The 18,838-nt window shown below is 42.2% G+C and carries 20 protein-coding genes; 11 read left to right on the top strand and 9 right to left on the bottom strand.

Translation table 11 applies throughout. The features are described from left to right. Nucleotides 1-97 precede the first annotated feature (97 nt). Nucleotides 98-391: a YggT family protein gene (locus tag CDG77_RS17200; protein WP_094330564.1), complete on the bottom strand. Its 294-nt coding sequence runs from the start codon at nt 389-391 to the stop codon at nt 98-100. A gap of 273 nt (nt 392-664) precedes the next feature. On the opposite strand from CDG77_RS17200, the gene psbX reads away from it, so the two are divergent. The 4 genes from psbX (at nt 665) to CDG77_RS17180 (ending at nt 3,194) form a co-directional block, all read left to right on the top strand. Next, a complete protein-coding gene (psbX, locus tag CDG77_RS17195) occupies nt 665-784 on the top strand; it encodes a photosystem II reaction center X protein (protein ID WP_094330563.1) in 120 nt (39 codons plus the stop codon). 250 nt (nt 785-1,034) lie between these two features. Then, nucleotides 1,035-1,967 (top strand): Ycf66 family protein, encoded by a 933-nt coding sequence (locus CDG77_RS17190; protein ID WP_094330562.1) that lies wholly within the window; start codon nt 1,035-1,037, stop codon nt 1,965-1,967. A 47-nt stretch (nt 1,968-2,014) separates the two neighbouring features. After that, a complete protein-coding gene (locus tag CDG77_RS17185) occupies nt 2,015-2,575 on the top strand; it encodes a TolB family protein (protein WP_094330561.1) in 561 nt (186 codons plus the stop codon). Nucleotides 2,576-2,669: 94 nt separating this feature from the next. Next, the gene (locus CDG77_RS17180; protein ID WP_094330560.1) at nt 2,670-3,194 is read left to right on the top strand and encodes a TolB family protein; all 525 of its coding nucleotides are present in this window, start codon (nt 2,670-2,672) and stop codon (nt 3,192-3,194) included. 82 nt (nt 3,195-3,276) lie between these two features. Here the strand turns inward: CDG77_RS17180 and CDG77_RS17175 are convergent, their stop codons facing one another. Further along, complete coding sequence (locus CDG77_RS17175; RefSeq protein ID WP_190233990.1) at nt 3,277-4,290, bottom strand: succinate dehydrogenase/fumarate reductase iron-sulfur subunit; 1,014 nt, start codon at nt 4,288-4,290, stop codon at nt 3,277-3,279. Between the two features lie 1,448 nt (nt 4,291-5,738). On the opposite strand from CDG77_RS17175, the gene CDG77_RS17170 reads away from it, so the two are divergent. The 3 genes from CDG77_RS17170 (at nt 5,739) to CDG77_RS17160 (ending at nt 7,912) form a co-directional block, all read left to right on the top strand. Further along, nucleotides 5,739-6,176, top strand: a complete 438-nt coding sequence (locus tag CDG77_RS17170; RefSeq protein WP_094330558.1) for an AbrB family transcriptional regulator — start codon at nt 5,739-5,741, stop codon at nt 6,174-6,176. Nucleotides 6,177-6,415: 239 nt separating this feature from the next. Then, a complete protein-coding gene (locus CDG77_RS17165; RefSeq protein ID WP_094330565.1) occupies nt 6,416-7,222 on the top strand; it encodes a CPBP family intramembrane glutamic endopeptidase in 807 nt (268 codons plus the stop codon). Between the two features lie 69 nt (nt 7,223-7,291). After that, nucleotides 7,292-7,912 carry a hypothetical protein gene (locus tag CDG77_RS17160; protein WP_094330557.1) on the top strand — a complete coding sequence of 207 codons (621 nt, stop codon included), beginning with the start codon at nt 7,292-7,294 and terminating at the stop codon, nt 7,910-7,912. A 124-nt stretch (nt 7,913-8,036) separates the two neighbouring features. On the opposite strand, the gene CDG77_RS17155 is transcribed toward CDG77_RS17160, so the two are convergent. The 4 genes from CDG77_RS17155 to CDG77_RS17140 all read right to left on the bottom strand — a co-directional run bounded on the left by CDG77_RS17155 (nt 8,037) and on the right by CDG77_RS17140 (nt 11,239). Then, nucleotides 8,037-9,164: a geranylgeranyl reductase family protein gene (locus tag CDG77_RS17155; RefSeq protein ID WP_094330556.1), complete on the bottom strand. Its 1,128-nt coding sequence runs from the start codon at nt 9,162-9,164 to the stop codon at nt 8,037-8,039. Nucleotides 9,165-9,349: 185 nt separating this feature from the next. Next, nucleotides 9,350-9,898 (bottom strand): ribosome recycling factor, encoded by a 549-nt coding sequence (gene frr, locus CDG77_RS17150; RefSeq protein WP_094330555.1) that lies wholly within the window; start codon nt 9,896-9,898, stop codon nt 9,350-9,352. Continuing rightward, nucleotides 9,885-10,613: a UMP kinase gene (pyrH, locus tag CDG77_RS17145; RefSeq protein ID WP_094330554.1), complete on the bottom strand. Its 729-nt coding sequence runs from the start codon at nt 10,611-10,613 to the stop codon at nt 9,885-9,887. The genes frr and pyrH overlap by 14 nt, the downstream gene beginning before the upstream one ends. Nucleotides 10,614-10,684: 71 nt before the next feature. Then, a complete protein-coding gene (locus tag CDG77_RS17140; protein WP_094330553.1) occupies nt 10,685-11,239 on the bottom strand; it encodes a thioredoxin family protein in 555 nt (184 codons plus the stop codon). Between the two features lie 451 nt (nt 11,240-11,690). Between CDG77_RS17140 and CDG77_RS17135 the strand changes: the two genes are divergently transcribed. Next, nucleotides 11,691-12,590, top strand: a complete 900-nt coding sequence (locus CDG77_RS17135; RefSeq protein ID WP_094330552.1) for an alpha/beta fold hydrolase — start codon at nt 11,691-11,693, stop codon at nt 12,588-12,590. 216 nt (nt 12,591-12,806) lie between these two features. Here CDG77_RS17135 and CDG77_RS17130 read toward each other — a convergent pair whose 3' ends face one another. Next, entirely contained in the window at nt 12,807-13,508 is a 702-nt protein-coding gene (locus tag CDG77_RS17130; protein WP_094330551.1) for a diacylglycerol/polyprenol kinase family protein, read from the bottom strand. Nucleotides 13,509-13,569: 61 nt separating this feature from the next. Between CDG77_RS17130 and yidD the strand changes: the two genes are divergently transcribed. The 3 genes from yidD (at nt 13,570) to ychF (ending at nt 15,339) form a co-directional block, all read left to right on the top strand. Next, nucleotides 13,570-13,806: a membrane protein insertion efficiency factor YidD gene (gene yidD, locus CDG77_RS17125; protein WP_094330550.1), complete on the top strand. Its 237-nt coding sequence runs from the start codon at nt 13,570-13,572 to the stop codon at nt 13,804-13,806. Between the two features lie 198 nt (nt 13,807-14,004). Beyond that, complete coding sequence (locus CDG77_RS17120; RefSeq protein WP_094330549.1) at nt 14,005-14,202, top strand: hypothetical protein; 198 nt, start codon at nt 14,005-14,007, stop codon at nt 14,200-14,202. A gap of 45 nt (nt 14,203-14,247) precedes the next feature. Further along, complete coding sequence (ychF, locus tag CDG77_RS17115) at nt 14,248-15,339, top strand: redox-regulated ATPase YchF (RefSeq protein WP_094330548.1); 1,092 nt, start codon at nt 14,248-14,250, stop codon at nt 15,337-15,339. A gap of 142 nt (nt 15,340-15,481) precedes the next feature. Here ychF and CDG77_RS17110 read toward each other — a convergent pair whose 3' ends face one another. Both CDG77_RS17110 and CDG77_RS17105 read right to left on the bottom strand, forming a co-directional pair. After that, the gene (locus CDG77_RS17110) at nt 15,482-16,393 is read right to left on the bottom strand and encodes a hypothetical protein (protein ID WP_094330547.1); all 912 of its coding nucleotides are present in this window, start codon (nt 16,391-16,393) and stop codon (nt 15,482-15,484) included. 176 nt (nt 16,394-16,569) lie between these two features. Further along, nucleotides 16,570-18,837 carry a hybrid sensor histidine kinase/response regulator gene (locus CDG77_RS17105; protein WP_094330546.1) on the bottom strand — a complete coding sequence of 756 codons (2,268 nt, stop codon included), beginning with the start codon at nt 18,835-18,837 and terminating at the stop codon, nt 16,570-16,572. Nucleotide 18,838: the final 1 nt, after the last annotated feature.

The following is an 18,838-nucleotide window of genomic DNA, read 5'->3' as shown; positions in this document are numbered from 1 at the left end:
GGACTGGGGACTGGGGAGGGGAGCAGAGGGGAAAGAGGTAATTTTGACTTCTCTCCAATTCCCAATGCCCCATGCCCAATGCCCCATGCCCAATTCCCTAATTCATACGAGATGCCATAGTCAACAATCCTTGTTGACCTAGTAATATTTCTCGCAGCAGGCTAAAGATACCAACCCAAATAATAGGTGTAATATCCACTCCGCCTATAGGTTGTACAAGTTTTCGCAATGGCACTAAAAATGGTTCGGTAGGCCAAGCTATTAAATTGAAGGGCAAACGATTCAGATTCACTTGCGGATACCAAGTGAGAATGATCCGAAATATAAATAGAAATGTCATCACCCCTAACACAGGGCCAAGAATCCAAGCAGTCAGGTCAACACCAGTCATCGGTTTAAGGTACTATCTGTAAAGAAAGACTTAGGCAACGGCAAGCCGCGCTTCGCTTAGGCGTAGACTGTTTTAGACATCGCCACAAAAATTTTAAGCTTTGTAAAGCACTCTCATCATTATTTTAACCAAATGCTGTAACTTTCTTGTCGAATAAAAAAGTAAACTCCCTCACAGCAGTTACTAAGTTTGGCAGTTCCGACTTCGAGGCTTCTCAAGAAAGTAATACACTATTAAAATTAGGATGAAGTGTGTAAAAAAAGGTTGAGAAGTATGACGCCTTCTTTAGCAAATTTTCTTTGGAGTTTGGCTTGGGGTACTGCAATTGTTGTAATACCCGTTACAGTTGGTCTAATTTTCATTAGCCAAAAAGATAAAATTCAGCGTTCATAATGCTTATGAGAGTTAATTTAACTCTCATAATCGATTGTCTGTCAGCTATCTACATTTATTTCACCAAAAGCAGCGAAAACTGCGGCTGGTGGGAGTTGTAGATGACATACATAGGTGTTTTTACTTTTCGGCGAACAGCTTCAGAGCTTCTTTGTTGGAGGCTTTGAAGCTTCAATATTTATCGTGCCTAATTACAGTAGTGATTTTAATTGTGACTCGCTAACATAGATTTGATATTGGGAAAACAGCAATGATAAATTTTGGGCTGAACTCAGCCAGTTTTCTGGCTCAGGTAAATTTTGGGGCAAATTCAGCCAGTATTCTAGGAATTTTCCTGGCTGTGGCTGGGGCAGCACTGTATTTTCTCCGCACTGTGCGTCCAGAATTGTCACGAGATCAAGATATCTTTTTTGCGGCAGTCGGTTTGCTCTGCGGCTTTATTCTTGTGTTTCAAGGATGGCGGCTAGACCCGATTCTCCAATTTGGTCAACTGCTTTTAGTTGGCACAACTGTATTTTTTGCAGTTGAAAGTATTCGCCTGCGGAGTATAGCTACCCAGCAAGCAAAGCGTAACACTCCGATTGTGGATGAAGACCGACCAGTTAGCGATCGCTATTCCTACAACGATCGCAAAAAGTATCAAGCTGAAATGGATGCAGATTTAGATCCATTGCCTTATGAAGACGAAGAGGAACGCCCCGTGCGTGCCCGGATTCAGGGTAGCAGGGATAAGATTTCCACTCGTGATGACTACTACGAGGAGCAACCCCCCCGTCGTTCAGAACGCCGCAATAGCAGCAGTAACGAAAGAAGCAGTAGCGAAAGACAGGCTCCAGCAGATAGAACGCGGCGGCGGACTTCTGGCCGTCCTGTGAATCGCCCTTCTGAAAGCCCTGAAGATGAAAATTGGGGTTCTTCATCTAGGCAAGTTGATGATTGGGAAAGTTCGGGAGGGGAAGTCAGAAAACCTTCTCGCCGTAATAATAACGGTTCTCAACGTCCAGAAAGCCGGGAAGATGATGTTGCTCCTAGACCAAGAAGGCGGCGTTCACCCACTGACTCAACTTCTCGAAGACCGCGTGAAGATGATGACGCAATCCCAACTGATTATGTACCATACAACCCCATTGAAAAGCCAAATCAGGGGCCAGATAATTCGACCGATTTTGATGACGATGTTTAAAACAGTTGGCGTGGAAGTACGTTTAGAGGCGACGGAAAACAGTTGAGGTGGAAAAATTTACGCCTACATTTTGGCTCCAAAGACCAATTCATTGGAGCCTGGTTTTTGGTTTAACAGGTTTGCTTGCATCTTGTAGTTATAACGATATTCCCATAGGGCCTACTTCTCTCAACAGTCGCTACACCGAAGAGCAACCCGCTTTGAGTGGAAATGGGCGCTTTTTAGCGTTTGTATCTAATCGGAATGGTAATCAGCAACTGCTAGTTTTCGATTTGGAGAGGCAACAGTTTATTGGTACACCGGGCATAAACCGAGCAGAGACAATTGCTGAAAGTCCTAGCTTGAGCTATACCGGGCGTTATATTGCTTATCTTACTAGCGACCAAGGTAGGGCGGTGGTGGCGCTTTACGATCGCGCTACACAACAGTCGCAAATCGTCACACCAACCTATCGCGGCTGGATCAGAAAACCAAATATCAGCCCAGATGGACGTTATGTTGTCTTTGAAAGTGCTAGCCGTGGTCAGTGGGATATTGAAGTCCTAGACCGGGGGCCAAATATTGAGTTAGATATTCCCAACGGTGCAACCGTAGGTTCACCTCCGTAGGAGTTAGGAGTAGAGACGCGATTAATCGCGTCTCTACAAGAGTTAGGAGTTAGGAGTTATGAGACTATTAACTAATGACTAATGACTAAATTATATGAAACGTGTTTTATTTATACCTGTATTTTTCTGCTTAAGTTTATTAACTGGGTGTTTTGGCTACCCTCGCCTTTTGAGTTATCCCTTTGATCCGGGGGGTCGGAGTCTCAATAGTTTAGCGTCAGAATTAAACCCCCAAATTTCTGGGAGATATATTGTTTTTATTACCGACCGACGCGGTAGCCAAGATGTTTATATGTTTGATACGGTGACTCGCGATTTGGTTGATTTGCCAGGTTTAAATTCCTTTGATGCGATCGCAAATCATCCTAGTGTTTCCCAAGATGGTCGTTATATTGTATTTGCGGCTAGCCGCCAGGGGCGATCGGCTATTTTTCTTTATGACCGAGAAACACGCCAATCACGAAATTTGACTAATAACCTCCAAGCTGAAGTCCGCAACCCTACAATCAGCGCTGATGGTAGTAGGATTGCTTTTGAGTCCAGTAACAACGGGCAGTGGGATATTTTAGTATATGACCGGAATGGACAGCCGTTAAATATACCTCAAGAACCACGTTGAAAAAATGGGGACTGGGGACTGGGGACTGGGGACTGGGGACTGGGAAAGAATTCATTTAATCCCAATCCCTAATACCCAATCCCTAATACCTAGTCCCCAGTTTCTCTTCTTGTTGCACAGATTCAATGAGCGATCGCACTTGTTCTGTCCCTTCTGAAGGTTCAAATGATAGGGGAAACTTACCTCGGAGAATCATCCGCAAACCGAGGGGTGCAAGACTAAGTAATCCTTTTAAATCTTGAAAATAATTACCAACTACTTGTAAACCAAATTGACGTTCATCAATCCAACCACCTTCTTTAACTAAATCTATCAATACTTTCCGGTGACGAATTGAGCGACTATCGCTAGCTTCTTTGTGGGTGAGAATTTCTTGTTTAACTTTGGTGATTTGTTCTAATGGTGCAACTTCCATTGGACAAACTGAATCGCAGTATAAACAACGGGTGCAACCCCATACGCCTTTAGTACCTTCGTTGTAGCTTTCTAAACGATTTTCGGTATCGCTATCGCGGGAATCCGCTACCATCCGGTAAGCTTTGGCAAGAGCATGGGGGCCAACAAAGTCTGGATTAACTTCACGGGCGTTGCATTCAGAATAACAAGCACCGCACATAATACAGTTACCAGTTTGATCGAGGCGCGATCGCTCTTGCGGTGTTTGCAAAAACTCTCTTTCTGGTACTTGCCGTGCTGCCGTACTTACATAAGGAGCAACTGCCTCTAAATTATTCCAGAAACTGCTCATATCTACAACCAAATCTTTAATCACGGGCATATTGCCGAGAGGTGCGATCGTGATTTCAGGAATGGCATTTACTTTACTTTGGGATGATGGTATTTGTTGTAATCTAGCAAGTTCACTACCAACATTTTCCTTGCAAGCTAAAGCCGAACGCCCATTAATTCGCACAGCACAGCTACCACAAATGGTATTACGGCAATTTTTGCGAAATGCCAACGTTCCATCTTGCTCCCACTTAATATGATTCAGACAATCCAAGATTGTATTACCTGGTTCTGCCTCTACAAGGTAGGTTTGCACAACAGGGGAGGAATTTTGTTGCTGTCGAATGACCTTAAAAATAACTTCCATGACCACTAACCAAAATTTTAAAATTACTTCATCAGCCTTAACAATCATGAGTCAAGGCAGGTAGTTGTGAAAAGTGAGCTATACTTTTTTTGCCCTCAATTCAAAGCCTGGTGTTAATAGACTGACGATTAAAGGGCAACTGATTCTAGTTTAAGGATAACCATTAAAATTTTACTTTTAGCTACGCTGTAGGCAAGATTTGTGTCAATTTTTGAGATAAAACGCCAAAAATCTAATGGTCGCTTGACATTGAATTTAGCCGTTTGAGAATGAAAAAGAAAGGGACTTTACTTAGAAAGGGACTCAGGTTTATCTTTGTTCTAGCATTCGGATGCAAATTAAATGCATTTCCGGTTAGCAACACCTCTTCATATCAACTTGAGTCAAGCAGTCCTAGCTGGAAAATTCCGCCTTTACAACCGCTTGACGGAATTTTTTGATTATATAGAAGTGTAAAAGCACATCTTTAATATATAGTAGTGGCAATTAAGCGCTAGGCGGATGTTAAGAGATTTATTCTTACCATAGACAGACGTAGAAAATACTCTGACTGCTTTTGAGCTTACGGTAATAAACCGAGGAAAAATCCTTACCACTTTCAAATAAGAGTCTCACACATCAGGGAATCCATGATAGGCATGACTTTGAGATTTTTGCCTCCTCTCAATCAAGAAAATCTTGAATTTAACTCATTGGTCAAAACTACTCGTCTAAATTAGATAAATTTTTATAATGCAATAAAGGTTTAGGAAAATCGTCACGGCTTTTTGCAACCTTTAAGTCCAGAAATTTAAATAAAAATTTACCAGCAATTTTAATTCAAAATTAAACAACTATTTTGCTATTATTAGTCCATGCTAGTATTTAATATAAAATTACGAACTCACAAAACCAGAATCAATAGCCGTATCAGCGCGGCTACTACTGCTTTGTTGATTCGTAATGTAGAGACAAGAAAATTCGCGTCTCTACTGGCAGGACAAAAGGGCATAAGCCCGTAGGACTCTATTGAAATACTATGCTGTCCTAAGCTTGAGAGGATAAGTAGAGAAAACTCTACCTGCTCATTAGCAGAAGGGCAAGCACTGAAAGTGAAAAAACTGCAATTTATTGGGTCTACGACTTATTTGGAGTAGAACCAACCCCATTTGTAAAGGTGGCTGAAAGTTGCACCGCTACAGTAGCGCCAAAAGAGAAAATAATTTCATTTCTGATGGCGAATAATGGTTAAAAGTGCCGTGAAATCAGCAAAATTAGTTTCTATGGCAACTATGACCTCTAATTGGTTGTGGACAACCATAATATGAAGTGCTTTTGTCTCCTATCGGCAGTGATTCACCCGTTACCTTAGAGTCCTAAGTAGCTCTATGCACATGCTAAAAAGTCAAATGCTGGCATGAGACTACATCGTTTATCAGCTTGGAGAGAGTAAGGAAAATTTGAGCATAATGACTGAAACTGCAACCGCGCCATTAACCGGAAAAACACTACTTGCGAAAGTAAAAGAACTTTCCACTTTACCACGCCGAGAAAGAGCCAAACAGTGCGGCTATTACACTGTTACTAAGAATAATCAGGTTCGTGTCAATCTCACAGATTTTTATGACGCTTTGCTATCGGCTAGAGGAATTCCTCTCAGTCCAGAAGCACCTAAAGATGGTCGTGGTCGCGAACCGACATACCGAGTTAGTGTCCATCAAAATGGTCAGATTGTGATTGGTGCTACATATACCAAAGCAATGGGCTTAAAGTCAGGAGATGAGTTTGAAATTAGGCTTGGATACAAGCATATTCACTTGATTCAACTTGGTGAAAGTGATAAAAAACTCACCTCAGCAGATATAGACTCTGAGGAATCTGACGAAGATTTGGAAGACGAAGAGTAAATTTGCTGTCGGGGTAAGGACAAGTTATCATCACCTGAAACTTATCCTTACCATCAGCAAACTGCTAACTCTATTGAAAAAATTTTGTCTCAGGTAAAAAATACGATTAGACCCCTTGCATAATTCACCAAATTTAGTAGAGTCTTGATTAATCAGCAAGAAATCTATAGTGCAAGAAGTCTATCGTGTTTTTTTTGATAACTTTTTTTGAGCCTTCGGTCAATGCCTTATTAGCATTTATGCAAAATGCACCAGCACTAATTATAGTGATGGTATTTTTTATTTTCTGGATAGTTTGCTGGTTGCCAGTAGCCGCAATATCAGCAATATTGCTCAATTGGCAACCCCCTAAACCTTTGCAGCCAGAGCAAAAAATGCCGTTATTGGTGTCACTTTACCTATTAGCTCCCCCAATTCTGTGGGGAGTTAGTTGGTTTACCAATAAATCTTTTTTTGATTACGGCTTGATTGGGAATCTTTCAACTTTTGGTTCTTTAGCGCTAGGTTTCTGTTTGGGAGTGGTTAGCCTAGCTATTGTATTTAGTGGGCAATTTGGGTTAGGTTGGTGTTCTTTTGAAAAAACGAATTTCAAGTTACTACTACCTATCTTGCTACCGATTTTCTTGATAGCGTTATTAGTCGGTGGGATAGAAGAGTTAGTTTTTCGGGGTTTTCTATTCACTGAATTAGCGCAGGATTATCCCGTTTGGGTCGCTGCAGCAATTTCTAGCTTGATTTTTGCCTTACTACATCTAGTTTGGGAGCAACGTGAAACCGCACCCCAACTCCCTGGATTGTGGCTGATGGGAATGGTGCTGGTGTTGGCACGTTTTGCCTCTAGCAACAACTTGGGTTTAGCTTGGGGCCTACACGCGGGGTGGATATGGGCGATCGCAACCCTAGATACAGCAGAATTAATTACTTACACTGGTATTGTCTCTGACTGGTTCACAGGTAAGAATAAAAAACCCCTAGCTGGTTTGGCGGGAATTATTTGTGTACTGGGAACCGGAACAAGTATCTGGCTTTTCTCTAGGTATTTTTAATTTCGTGTTAAATGTCTTATGGTACTGGGTGAGTCATGCACAATTAAGATAAAACTGGAGCATGAGTCTATGGCATACAGTGATTTTAGTCTTCTTAAAGTCAGAGATACATTTAGCTTAACTTTGGAAGAGACACGTAATCTGTTTCTGACTGTCGGCGGGGTGCAGCCCTCTGACTTGCTAAAGCAGTTGCTGAATGAGAACCTCACTTTAGCTACTGCCATCAACAGTGAAAAAGCTCGTTCTGAGTTCTTAATCGCTCCTATTCTATCTGAGGTGAGGCGACAGTTAAATTATCAAATCAGTTTATTTTCAGGTACAGAGTTCAATATCGATCCTGCAAAAGGACTCTCAGGTTTTTGTGACTTCATCCTTAGTGCATCTGGTGAACAGTATTTTATCAGTGCCCCAGTAGTCACTGTTATAGAGGCCAAAAATGAGAATATCATCGCCGGATTGGGGCAATGTACAGCCACAATGATTGCTGCTCAGATATTCAATCAAAGAGCAGGAAATGATATTAAAGTGATATATGGAGTTGTGACAAGTGGAACTGCTTGGAAATTCTTAACTTTAGAACAGAATACTGTTTGCATTGACTCGATAGAATATCATGTTAATGCAGTCGATAAGATTCTGGGAATTATATTGCAGACCTTTGAAAGTTCCCTGTCTAAAACCCTAGTTTAGAGAAATGGTAAGTAGATAGGCATAAATAAAGTGAAAATAGGGTGGACGAGATGCCCACCCTAGAAAGGATGATTAATTTTTGTGGGGTTTGTGTCTCGTCTGCTAGATATTCGTTATCTAATCCCTAATACTTAAGCCCAAAACCAGGAATTAACCGCTTTAGGGCGCGATCGGCAATGTCGCCATAGCGTAGCTCTCCACAGAGGATTTTACCCATGATTTTGGCACCAGAGGGGCGCTTAACACCAGCTTTGTAGCCAATGCTTGGAAAGCGATAGAATGCTCCAGCTAATTTTTGCGCCCAAGCCATCTCAGTACCCCATTCTTCATTAATAGCTTCACTATATTTTTCTAAAGCGTTGGTGTCACCAGAAAGAGCCTCATTAATAGCTCCTGCTGCAATTAAACCGCTAAAAATTGAGGGACGAATACCTTCTGCTGTCATGGGATCGACTACACAAGCAGCTTCCCCAGCCAAAACTGCATTTTGGGTATGCAGCTTTTGCTTGCCATTCCACAAACAAAGGGGATAACCATACTGCTTGCTAGTTTTGATATCTACATTAAACGATCGCGCATACTCATCTAAAATCTTCTTAAAATCTTGGGGTTCGCCACCGATAAACGTACCGACACCAATGGAATAACCATCAGCTTTTGGGAAGTTCCAAATGTAGCCATTTTTCACTAAGCCAAACTCGAAGTGAATCGTGGATTTGTCCTTCACCGTTGCCAGAACTTCTGCTTCTAAAGCTGCTGCTAAACGGCGTTTACGTTCTTTGAAGCCGAGCCATTTTGCCATTGGCCCTTTAGCACCATCAGCTGCGATTAAGTAGCGACCTGTAATTGGCTCATTGGCTGTGTTAACTTGCCAATAGTCGCCTTTAAATTCAATACTCGTTACTTCAGTATTATCTCGTAGTTCAGCCCCTAGCTTCTGTGCTTGCTGCACTATAAAATGGTCAAAAATATCTCGTCGCACCATCCAGACTGGTTCTTCTGTGGCAATTTTTGCTTCCACAGGGTCGCCCAATTTCCAGGTAAAGCGAAGGGAGTCAGCTTTTACAGAAATGGCTGGGCTAAAATCAAAGTCAAACCATTGAGCGATCGCTGGAGATACACCACCGCCGCAAGGTTTATATCTTGGCAGGGGTTCCTTTTCTAACACTAATACTGAACGCCCCTGCTTGGCTAAATGATATGCAGCCGTTCCACCAGCTGGCCCAGCGCCGACGATGATGCAGTCGTACATAAGGCTGAATTTTTGCTCCTGAATTAGTTAATTTTTTACTGAGTAGGGTCATAATTCATGAATTGTCCCTACTTTAATTATTCACGTCCGTTTACTTGTTCAATTTTTGTGAGATAGCTAAAAAATGATAAAGGCTGAAGAATTTAACTATCATCCTTCAGCCTTTATGCTTAAGACTTTAGACTTTAAACAGTCGTAATGTCTTTTTCTTTTTCTGCCAAGAGTGAGTCTATTTTGGCAGTATACTCATTTGTCAGTTTTTGCAAGTCGTCTTGCTGGTCTTTTGATTCATCTTTGGAGATTTCAGAAGCTTTCTCCTGCTTGCGAATCGAGTCTATGGCATCGCGGCGGATGTTGCGAATAGCAACACGACCCTCTTCAGCATACTTTGTAGCCATTTTGACAAATTCTTTCCGGCGATCGCTTGTCAAAGGCGGAATATTCAGCCGAATTACAGAACCATCGTTGCTGGGTGTTAAACCCACATCGGAGAGAGAAATCGCCTTCTCAACGATGTTTAGGGTGTTGCGCTCGTAGGGCTGAATCAGAATTGTCGAGGCATCTGGCGTGCTAATGTTTGCCAGTGATTTTAAGGGCGTAGGCGAACCGTAATAGTCCACTAATACTTTATCTAATAGACTCGCATTGGCACGACCAGTGCGAATCGTGTTAAAAGCTCGTTGAGTTGACTCAACAGAACTTTGCATTTTGCTTTTCGCGTCAGCTAATATCACAAGAACCTCCCACAAGGGTACCGATGGATTCTCCCAAGACTGCTCGGTGGATGTTACCTCGCACCGTTAGGTCAAATACCAGAATTGGGATATTATTTTCTTTACACAAGGCGATCGCAGTACTATCCATCACCCGCAAATCTTTGGCTAAAACGTGCGCGTAGGTGAGGCTATTGTAACGCTTGGCGTTAGGATAAATATGAGGATCTGCATCATACACCCCGTCTACTTTGGTGGCTTTAAAAATCACTTCGGCATCAATTTCTGCTGCTCTTAGTGCCGCCGTGGTGTCTGTAGTAAAGAAGGGATTTCCCGAACCAGCACCAAAAATTACCACCCGCCCTTTTTCAAGATGACGGATGGCACGACGACGGATATATGGTTCTGCTAATTCTTGCATAGCGATCGCGGTTTGCACCCGCGTCTGTACCCCTATGTGTTCTAGCGAATCTTGCAACGTCATGGCGTTCATTACCGTGGCAATCATCCCAATATAGTCAGCGGTTGCCCTGTCCATCCCCGCCGACGCTGCTTTAACGCCACGAAAAATATTGCCACCGCCAACAACTATGGCAATTTGAGTGCCAGTGGCTATCACCTCTGCTAATTCTTGTGCTATTCCTTTGACCACTTCTGGATCAATGCCATAGCCCATGTTGCCCATTAAGGCTTCACCGCTCAGTTTGAGTAAAACCCGTCGGTAATTCGTTCCCATGAAGTTACGCTTTATCAAAAAAGTTGCAATTGCCTCCAATTCAAGATAGCAGTTACAGGGACTATCTATGTCTAGTTACGCCAAATCAATGTAGTCCCGACTGGTTCTGTTTGTGGTACATCTATTGTCTGACCAAGAAATAGAGAGGCGATCGCATTTCTCAAATATTCCTCTCCCACTGCTGATGCATCTTGGGGATGATTGTCAATTTTGCCTTTGTAACGGACTATACCATTAGCATCTATTAAAAAAGCCATTGGTGTTTTTGTCGCCCCAAAACTCTGGGTTACATCTTGCGTCGAGTCCCACAGGTAAGGAAAGTTCAAATTATGACGCTGGGCAAAAGCCTTCATATTTTCAAAGCTTGGCCTAGTTTCAATATTACCATCACTACCATTCATCCCAATTAGTGTGAAGCCTTTGGGGGCAAATTCGGCTTGAATGTTTTTTAACCTGTCTATATACCACTCTACATAAGGACAGTGGTTACATAAGGAAATAACGCCCACTGCTCGAAACTTCTCAAGATAACGCCTAAGATGGTGTACTTGACCGTCAATTCCTGGCAGTTCAAAATCGGGTGCATAGCTCCCAATGGGAGTATCGATTGTTTCTAGTAAATTCATGTTGTCTGGCTCGCAGAACTAGGAACAAGAAAAATATTGTTAAATTCAGCGTCAGTTTCCAGTTGCAAACCACCCCTTAGCCGATGCCTCATATTCGATAATGTTATAGACTCGCATTAGCGATCGTAAATTGTGAAACTACTGAATCTAGCACTGATGCTAATATCACTCACATTTGAATAAATCGCAAAAATATTATTTGCATCATAGAAGTTATGATTCCTAATGCTGAGATAATCTAAGTTGTGAGTAAATTGCCTCTATCAACAAGACGAAAACTCTCTATGCTGCATAAAATTATCAGCTTAGAAGCTTTAGTGGTGTATGTCTAAGTTATCACTAGAGCAAAGCATTTACTTTAAAAATCTGATAAATTTTGTTCAAATTAAAAACAATTTTACTTGTGCCTTACGGCTAAAAGGCTTTTACCCTTATATTTATCAAGTTTCCTATGACAACATCAAGTTCAGAAACAGCATTTACCTCTACAAAAACCTGGATTTGGCAAGATTTCCCTATCTCCTATCAAACCCAAGGAACCACTGGCCCAGTTGTTGTCCTGGTGCATGGATTTGGGGCTTCTTGGTGGCATTGGCGGAAAAATATTCCTGTATTAGCACAAAATTGCCGTGTTTATGCTATTGATTTGATTGGTTTTGGCGGTTCTGCAAAACCTCAACCTGGTGAAAAAATTTCCTACACTCTAGAAACCTGGGGACAACAAGTAGCAGATTTTTGCCGCGAAGTTGTCGGCGAACCTGCTTTTTTAGTTGGCAATTCAATTGGCTGTATTGTAGCCATGCAAGCAGCAGTTGGCAACCCAGATATTGTTTTAGGAGTTGCTTTGCTCAACTGTTCTTTACGGCTGTTGCACGATCGCAAACGGGAAACTTTACCTTTATCTCGTCGTTACGGAGCGCCTTTACTGCAACGCCTGTTATCTATCAAATCGGTTGGCGATTTCTTTTTCAATCAACTTGCCAAACCGAAAACTGTACGGAAGATTTTACTACAAGCTTATGCAAATCCTGAGATGGTGACAGATGAGTTGGTAGATATTCTCACTTCACCAGCAAGCGATCCAGGTGCTAGTGCTGTGTTCCTGGCTTTTACTTCTTATTCTACAGGGCCGCTACCAGAAGACCTTTTACCACTATTACAGTGTCCAGCGATTATCTTGTGGGGAACGGCCGATCCGTGGGAACCAATTAAGTTAGGGAGAGAATTAGCTAACTTTCCCCAAGTAGAAAAGTTTATTCCTTTAGAGGGAGTGGGGCATTGTCCGCAGGATGAAGCGCCGGAGTTAGTCAATCCGATTTTACTCGATTGGATTTTGGAGCGATCGCGGTAATTGACTCGGCTCACTTTTCACGTAATGGGTGGTATTGAATATATTCAAAAATATTTATTTTTTATTGATTGAGCCGATCGGGAAATTGATTTTCTATCGCGTTTTTGTTCCCAGATTAGATTTTGGCTATCCTTTATGTACTGAACGTCATCAGTATCATTAGCTATCTAGTTAGCCTCTCTAAAACAAAATTAGGGATAGTACTCAAAGCAATTACTAATTCAAAATTAATTGACTTAAATAGAAAGCAAGGGCTGCACTACCCAAAGGAACTGTTAAATTGTCAATCCCCAAAAATGAAACAGCTTCTAAAGCAGTAGCGATAAATGCCACCATCAGCGATATCGGCCAAATTTGCCAACTGTTTCCTTGAGTTCCAACTAAAATCAAACTACTGACGACATAGCTAACGAGCATCATAGTTAGGGAGCCTTCCCAACTTTTTTGCGTACCAAAGATTTTATACTTGTGTGTACCAAAACGTTGCCCAATTAAAGCTGCTAGTCCATCTCCCCAAGTCATGATCAAAATCCCTAGTGCTGCGTATTGGGGTTGTTGCAAGTACCAGAAGCAGGCGACTAAAATACCGAAACTGACAGAGTAAAAAAATGTTCCTAAACTTTGCCGTCCTACACTATTAATGCCAGGAAGAATAGGCAATCGGTAGGATAATAAGGTGATTGCACTCGCTAAAATAGAAGCTGTAATCCCTACACTGGCGGGAATATCTAGCCACCAGGCGATTAGAATCACATTACCAGTGCCAATATGAACTATCTTCCGCACGATTTCTGGCTTGTCGGCAAAGCGGTTTACCACCCATGCAATCAGAAGGATGAGTAACACCCAAATTGCAGCCGACGCAATTTGCAGCCAGAAAACCGGAATTGAGGTGAAGTCAGAAAATGTAATTAGCAAAGATGCAACAAAATGAAAATTTTTACCCCTGTTACTAATTTATAAGATTTGGGTAGTTGCAATGAAATTATTATTGATTTGGCTGATTCGGGGCTACCGAATGTTTATCTCGCCGTTGTTTCTCCCGACTTGTCGCTTTCAACCAACTTGTTCGATGTATGCTATTGAAGCTATTGAACGATTTGGAGTGTTGCGTGGTAGCTGGATGGCAACTCGGCGGATTTTGCGCTGTCATCCGTTTCATCCAGGTGGTTACGATCCAGTGCCAGAGGTGGTGGAAAAGGTGAAGGAGGAGTAGTTTTGTGGAAATGGTGGGGAATTGAGGTTGGAGTTTAAACGCAAAGGAGCGCAAAGGGAAGCGCAGAGGGGCGCAGAGAATGAGAAGAGGGGTAAATTATTAAAGGATGTGTTCGTGAGTATAGCTATTTGGGGAGATGTCAACAGATGAGGTTGTCATCTAGCGTGGGAAGGTTGAATAATTTAATTTAAACTTACCATGCTTAATCCCACTGCGATTTCTATACCAGAACCACAAATCCCTACTCCTGGCCCGAATCCGCTACCTAGTCCCGAACCAGTACCGGGACCAGCGATACCCCAACCCTTACCTGGGCCTGTACCAGAACCAGTACCTGCTCCCATTCCTCAAACAGTTCCAGGGCCAATTCCCCAAACCATACCGGAACCTGTTTAGATTACCTTGGTAATGTAATCCAAAATCTCAAATCTAAAATCCAAAATGCTAAGAGCCGGAATTGTCGGACTTCCCAACGTCGGAAAATCTACTTTATTTAATGCTGTAGTTGCTAATGCTAAAGCAGAAGCAGCTAACTTCCCTTTTTGCACGATTGAACCGAATGTCGGCGTTGTCGCAGTACCGGATGAACGGTTAAATGTTCTTGCTAAGATTGGCAGTTCGGTACAAACTATTCCGGCGCGGGTGGAGTTTGTAGATATTGCCGGTTTAGTTAAAGGTGCAAGTCAGGGTGAGGGACTAGGGAATCAATTCCTGTCCCACATCCGGGAAGTTGATGCGATCGTCCATGTGGTACGTTGTTTTGAAAATGACGATATTATCCATGTTGCTGGTTCTGTCGACCCAGCACGAGATATTGAAATCATTAATATAGAACTGGGTTTATCAGATTTAGCACAAATTGAGCGGCGAATTGATCGGACTCGCAAACAAGCTCGTACCAGCAAAGATGCACAATTTGAAGTCTCAGTTTTAGAAAAATTAGCTGCGGCTTTAAATGAAGGTAAATCGGTGCGTCAGGTAAGCTTGAATGAAGAAGAAGAAGTAATTATTAAGGGATTAGAACTGCTGACTTATAAACCGATTATCTATGCGGCCAATGTATCTGAAGATGAGTTGGCTACTGGTAATCATTTTGTGGAAACAGTGCGGCAAATTGCATCGACAGAAAATGCTCAAGTTGTGATAGTTTCGGCTCAAGTTGAAGCGGAGTTAGTAGAGTTACCAGAAGAAGATAAGGCTGATTTTCTCGCGTCTTTAGGTGTGGAAGAAGGCGGTTTGAAATCATTGATTCGGGCAACTTACTCGCTTTTAGGCTTGCGGACATATTTTACTTGCGGCCCTAAAGAAACCCGCGCTTGGACAATTAATGCGGGAATGTCTGCACCTCAAGCTGCTGGTGTAATCCACAGTGATTTTGAGCGGGGATTTATCCGCGCCGAAACTGTTGCTTATAAAGATTTGGTAACGACTGGTTCGATGAATGCGGCGAAAGAGAAAGGGTTGGTTCGTAGTGAAGGGAAAGAGTATGTTGTGCAGGAAGGGGATGTAATGTTGTTCCGATTTAATGTGTAGGGTTCATTAATTAAGTGGCCGTTATCAATCAGATAATGGTCAACTTATACTAAATTGCGATCGCTCTCGATGACTTGACAAAATTTTCGATATGTGTATAAGGATATGCTAGCGATCGCAAATAAGCAAGCAAGGACATACTTCAGTTACTTCCACCCAGCATGTATACGTAGGAACCCAAATTCTCATCATCTGTACCAACAATTACACCACCTTCCGCACCGGGAACAAGTTCTATACCTTCAATTTTGTGGTAATCAGAGCGGTAAATAGGAACAAGTTGAGGATTTTGCCGCCAGACAATTTTGTTGTCATGCAATCCCAAGTAACCAGCGACATATACAGATGATTGAAATGGGCCATCATCTCCAGCATCACTTGCTGAGGTGATGTACACAATCCCTACAGGGTCTATCTTAATATCTGAAATATGACGAACATTACCAAACGGAAACGGTACTTTCAGATTGGTAGAACCGCCGAGATTAATTTGATATCTAGCCAAATCAAAGATTCCCCAAAATATAGTTGCTGGTTGTTCTCCTTCACCTCGATGTCCCCAAATAGCAACTAATTTACCGTCTATATTTTGTAATCCGAATCCTTCAAAATTATTTCCTTGAATAATTCCCGGTAAATTGAATTCTTTGAGAACTAAGATGGTTTTAGTGACTGGATTTAACCTAATGTAATAGGCTTTTCCAGAACTACTTAAAGCGATAAAAGAAAATTTTGTTTTCTCAGGAACAGATGTTAAAGCTTCTAAATCGATGGGCAATTCTATGTTATTTGGCCAGTTTAAAGGGAAATATTCAGGTTGGTTTTTTCCTTTAAGACTAATAGTTGCTAAACGGGTTTGATTGGGTTTTTTGTTGTCATGGACAATCAGAAAATCTAGAGAATTGCTTTGCTGCTTTATTAAAGCCATCCCACTGATACCGAAAGGGATACCACCGCGAACCGGTCGCCAATCTTGCGCCCAAACTTGCACAGAGATGAGCAACAATGCACTCAAGATTACTATATTTACGATTAACCTGAGAAATCGAGGCATATTAAAAAGGATTGGGCATAGGGCATTGGGCATGGGGTTAGAAAAACTCTTCCCAGTACCTAGACTCCATAAGAGGAGTGTGTTAGTCGATGCTCAATCATATCAAATTCAGAAAATTCGCACCCACATCAATCAGGCAGCCTTTTGTACTTAAACATATCAGAATATTTACGTAATTAATTGAGTTGTGATAGGACTTTATGTAAAGAAAGCAATAATTCGTTGACAGTATAAGGCTTTACCAAAAATGTATTGATACCGATAGCAGCTACTGCACTGAGTTTCTTGTCAGACATGAGTCCACTGCTGGCAATAATTCTGACCAAGGGGTTAATTTTTTGCAGGGTACGGATGGCAGTTAAACCATCTAGCGTGGGTAGCATAATATCCATCAGTACAGCATCAATTTTATCCTGATTTTGAGCGTAGAGAGCGATCGCTTCAATGCCATCACAGGCAATCAGGGTTTTGTAGTTGTGAGCTTCCAGTGATGTTTTTGTAATTTCTTGAATAGCAACTTCGTCATCCACAATCAAAATCAATTCTCCATGTCCTGCCTGTGGTGGCAATTCTTCTGGAGTAATTGTTTCCATTCCTTCCACTGCTGGTAAGTAAACCTGAAAGCTGGTGCCAGTTCCCGGTTCACTATACACGTTCACAAAACCACCGTGGCTTTTAACGATGCCAAGGACGGTAGAAAGTCCTAACCCTGTGCCTTTTCCGACATCTTTCGTGGTAAAAAATGGCTCGAAAATTCTATCTAAGATTTCTTTAGCAATCCCAACTCCAGTATCAGAGACAGTCATCACTATGTAAGGTCCCTCTTTTGCTTCCAGGTTAATGCGGGCATAATTTTCATCAATCAACACATTTTCAGCATAGAGACTCAAACTACCGCCATTGGGCATTGCATCGCGGGCGTTAACGCAGAGGTTCATTAGCACTTGATGTAGTTGGGTGCTATCTCCAGAAACCATCCACAAATCTTGCAGGACATCAGTGCTGATTTGTATGGATTTGGGAAATGTCTCTTTAAGAATCTTGCCAACTTCCACAATTAGATGTCTGATTTGCAAAGTGATGCGCTTTCCTTCTACACCCCGCGCAAATGACAGTACTTGTTTAACTAAATCAGCCCCGCGTCTAGCATTAACTTCTAAAATCTCCAATAGATGACGGGTGCGTTCATCTGCATCAGGAAATTTGAGTGGTAACAGTTGCGCTCCGGCCAAAATCGGTGTCAGGATGTTGTTGAGGTCGTGAGCAATACCACTAGCTAGAGTGCCAATGCTTTCCAAGCGTTGGGCGCGAAACAATTGGGCTTCTAGGTGCTTTTTCTCGGTAATATCTGTGTCAACGGTGAGAATTGCTTTCGGTTTTCCTTGTTCGTCGTACACTAAACTCCAGCGACTAGCAACAAGGATTTCTTTGTCATTTTTGGTAAGTTTATTTAACTCGCCCTGCCACTTGCCTTTACTAGTAGCTTGTAAAAGAGCCGCTTCAATTTCTGGTGAAGGTTCGTCATACAAAAGCTCACTAGCATTTTTGCCCCAAGCTTCTATCGCTAGCCAGCCGTAAAGTGTTTCTGCGCCTTTGTTCCAGAAAATAATTTGATTGTTTAAATCTCGGACGCAAATGGCATCTGTGGTGACATCAAGCAATGCTGCTTGTTCGCGGATTTTTTCTTCTGCCAATTTACGTTCGCTAATATCAATACTGGCGCATGTCACGCCCACAACTTCTTGCAACTCATTCCGCAATGGCTCAACGGTCAAGTCGTAATATCGAGTTGTATCTTTGATTGTAATTGATACTTCCTCTCGCGTTCCTATACCAGTAGTTAACACCCCATGCTTAATTGTGATGAGATGTTGAGCATCTTCAACTGAGATAATATCCAAGTCTTGTTTGCCCAATATTTCTTCAACTGTCAAGCCCGATGGGGGATTGTAAACCCAGGTGTAGCGTAACTCCATATCTTGGTTGTAGACAAAGATGGGGGAATTTTTGAGGGCTACCCGAAATCGCTCCTCACTGTGGCGCAATGCATCGTCTGCCCGTTGACGTTCGATGGCATAACGCATTGACCGCACTAGCAAGTCGCCAGTTACTTGCCCTTTCACCAAATAATCCTGCGCTCCTTCCTGCATTGCCCTAATTGCCAAGGTTTCATCATTTATACCAGTCAGCACAATTATCGGAGTGGCTTTTGCTTGATGGTAAGCGATGACAAAGGTTTCTAGCCCCTGGCTATCTGGCAGCGAGAGGTCTAGCAGAATCACATCAAAGATTTCCTTTGCTAGGTAGTTAATTGCTTCAGAAAGCCGCTCAACGGGCATCAAATCAACTACAACTGTTGTAACTTCCTTTAAAAACTCCTGTAATAAAAAAACATCACCAGGGTTATCTTCTACTAACAAGACTTTAATATTTTTACCTGCCATT

The organism is Nostoc sp. 'Peltigera membranacea cyanobiont' 213, from assembly GCF_002245975.1.
GTDB lineage: Bacteria > Cyanobacteriota > Cyanobacteriia > Cyanobacteriales > Nostocaceae > Nostoc.
Note: the sequence above shows the minus strand (reverse complement) of the source record. Positions and strands in the feature narration are given on the sequence as shown.

Bases quoted from the DNA above. Each gene is read 5' to 3' on its own strand.
- CDG77_RS17200 (WP_094330564.1), bottom strand. From the start codon at position 391: ATGACTGGTGTTGACCTGACTGCTTGGATTCTTGGCCCTGTGTTAGGG.
- psbX (WP_094330563.1), top strand. From the start codon at position 665: ATGACGCCTTCTTTAGCAAATTTTCTTTGGAGTTTGGCTTGGGGTACT.
- CDG77_RS17190 (WP_094330562.1), top strand. From the start codon at position 1,035: ATGATAAATTTTGGGCTGAACTCAGCCAGTTTTCTGGCTCAGGTAAAT.
- CDG77_RS17180 (WP_094330560.1), top strand. From the start codon at position 2,670: ATGAAACGTGTTTTATTTATACCTGTATTTTTCTGCTTAAGTTTATTA.
- CDG77_RS17175 (WP_190233990.1), bottom strand. From the start codon at position 4,290: ATGGAAGTTATTTTTAAGGTCATTCGACAGCAACAAAATTCCTCCCCT.
- CDG77_RS17170 (WP_094330558.1), top strand. From the start codon at position 5,739: ATGACTGAAACTGCAACCGCGCCATTAACCGGAAAAACACTACTTGCG.
- CDG77_RS17165 (WP_094330565.1), top strand. From the start codon at position 6,416: ATGCAAAATGCACCAGCACTAATTATAGTGATGGTATTTTTTATTTTC.
- CDG77_RS17160 (WP_094330557.1), top strand. From the start codon at position 7,292: ATGGCATACAGTGATTTTAGTCTTCTTAAAGTCAGAGATACATTTAGC.
- CDG77_RS17155 (WP_094330556.1), bottom strand. From the start codon at position 9,164: ATGTACGACTGCATCATCGTCGGCGCTGGGCCAGCTGGTGGAACGGCT.
- pyrH (WP_094330554.1), bottom strand. From the start codon at position 10,613: ATGGGAACGAATTACCGACGGGTTTTACTCAAACTGAGCGGTGAAGCC.
- CDG77_RS17140 (WP_094330553.1), bottom strand. From the start codon at position 11,239: ATGAATTTACTAGAAACAATCGATACTCCCATTGGGAGCTATGCACCC.
- CDG77_RS17135 (WP_094330552.1), top strand. From the start codon at position 11,691: ATGACAACATCAAGTTCAGAAACAGCATTTACCTCTACAAAAACCTGG.
- yidD (WP_094330550.1), top strand. From the start codon at position 13,570: ATGAAATTATTATTGATTTGGCTGATTCGGGGCTACCGAATGTTTATC.
- CDG77_RS17120 (WP_094330549.1), top strand. From the start codon at position 14,005: ATGCTTAATCCCACTGCGATTTCTATACCAGAACCACAAATCCCTACT.
- ychF (WP_094330548.1), top strand. From the start codon at position 14,248: ATGCTAAGAGCCGGAATTGTCGGACTTCCCAACGTCGGAAAATCTACT.
- CDG77_RS17110 (WP_094330547.1), bottom strand. From the start codon at position 16,393: ATGCCTCGATTTCTCAGGTTAATCGTAAATATAGTAATCTTGAGTGCA.
- CDG77_RS17105 (WP_094330546.1), bottom strand. From the start codon at position 18,837: ATGGCAGGTAAAAATATTAAAGTCTTGTTAGTAGAAGATAACCCTGGT.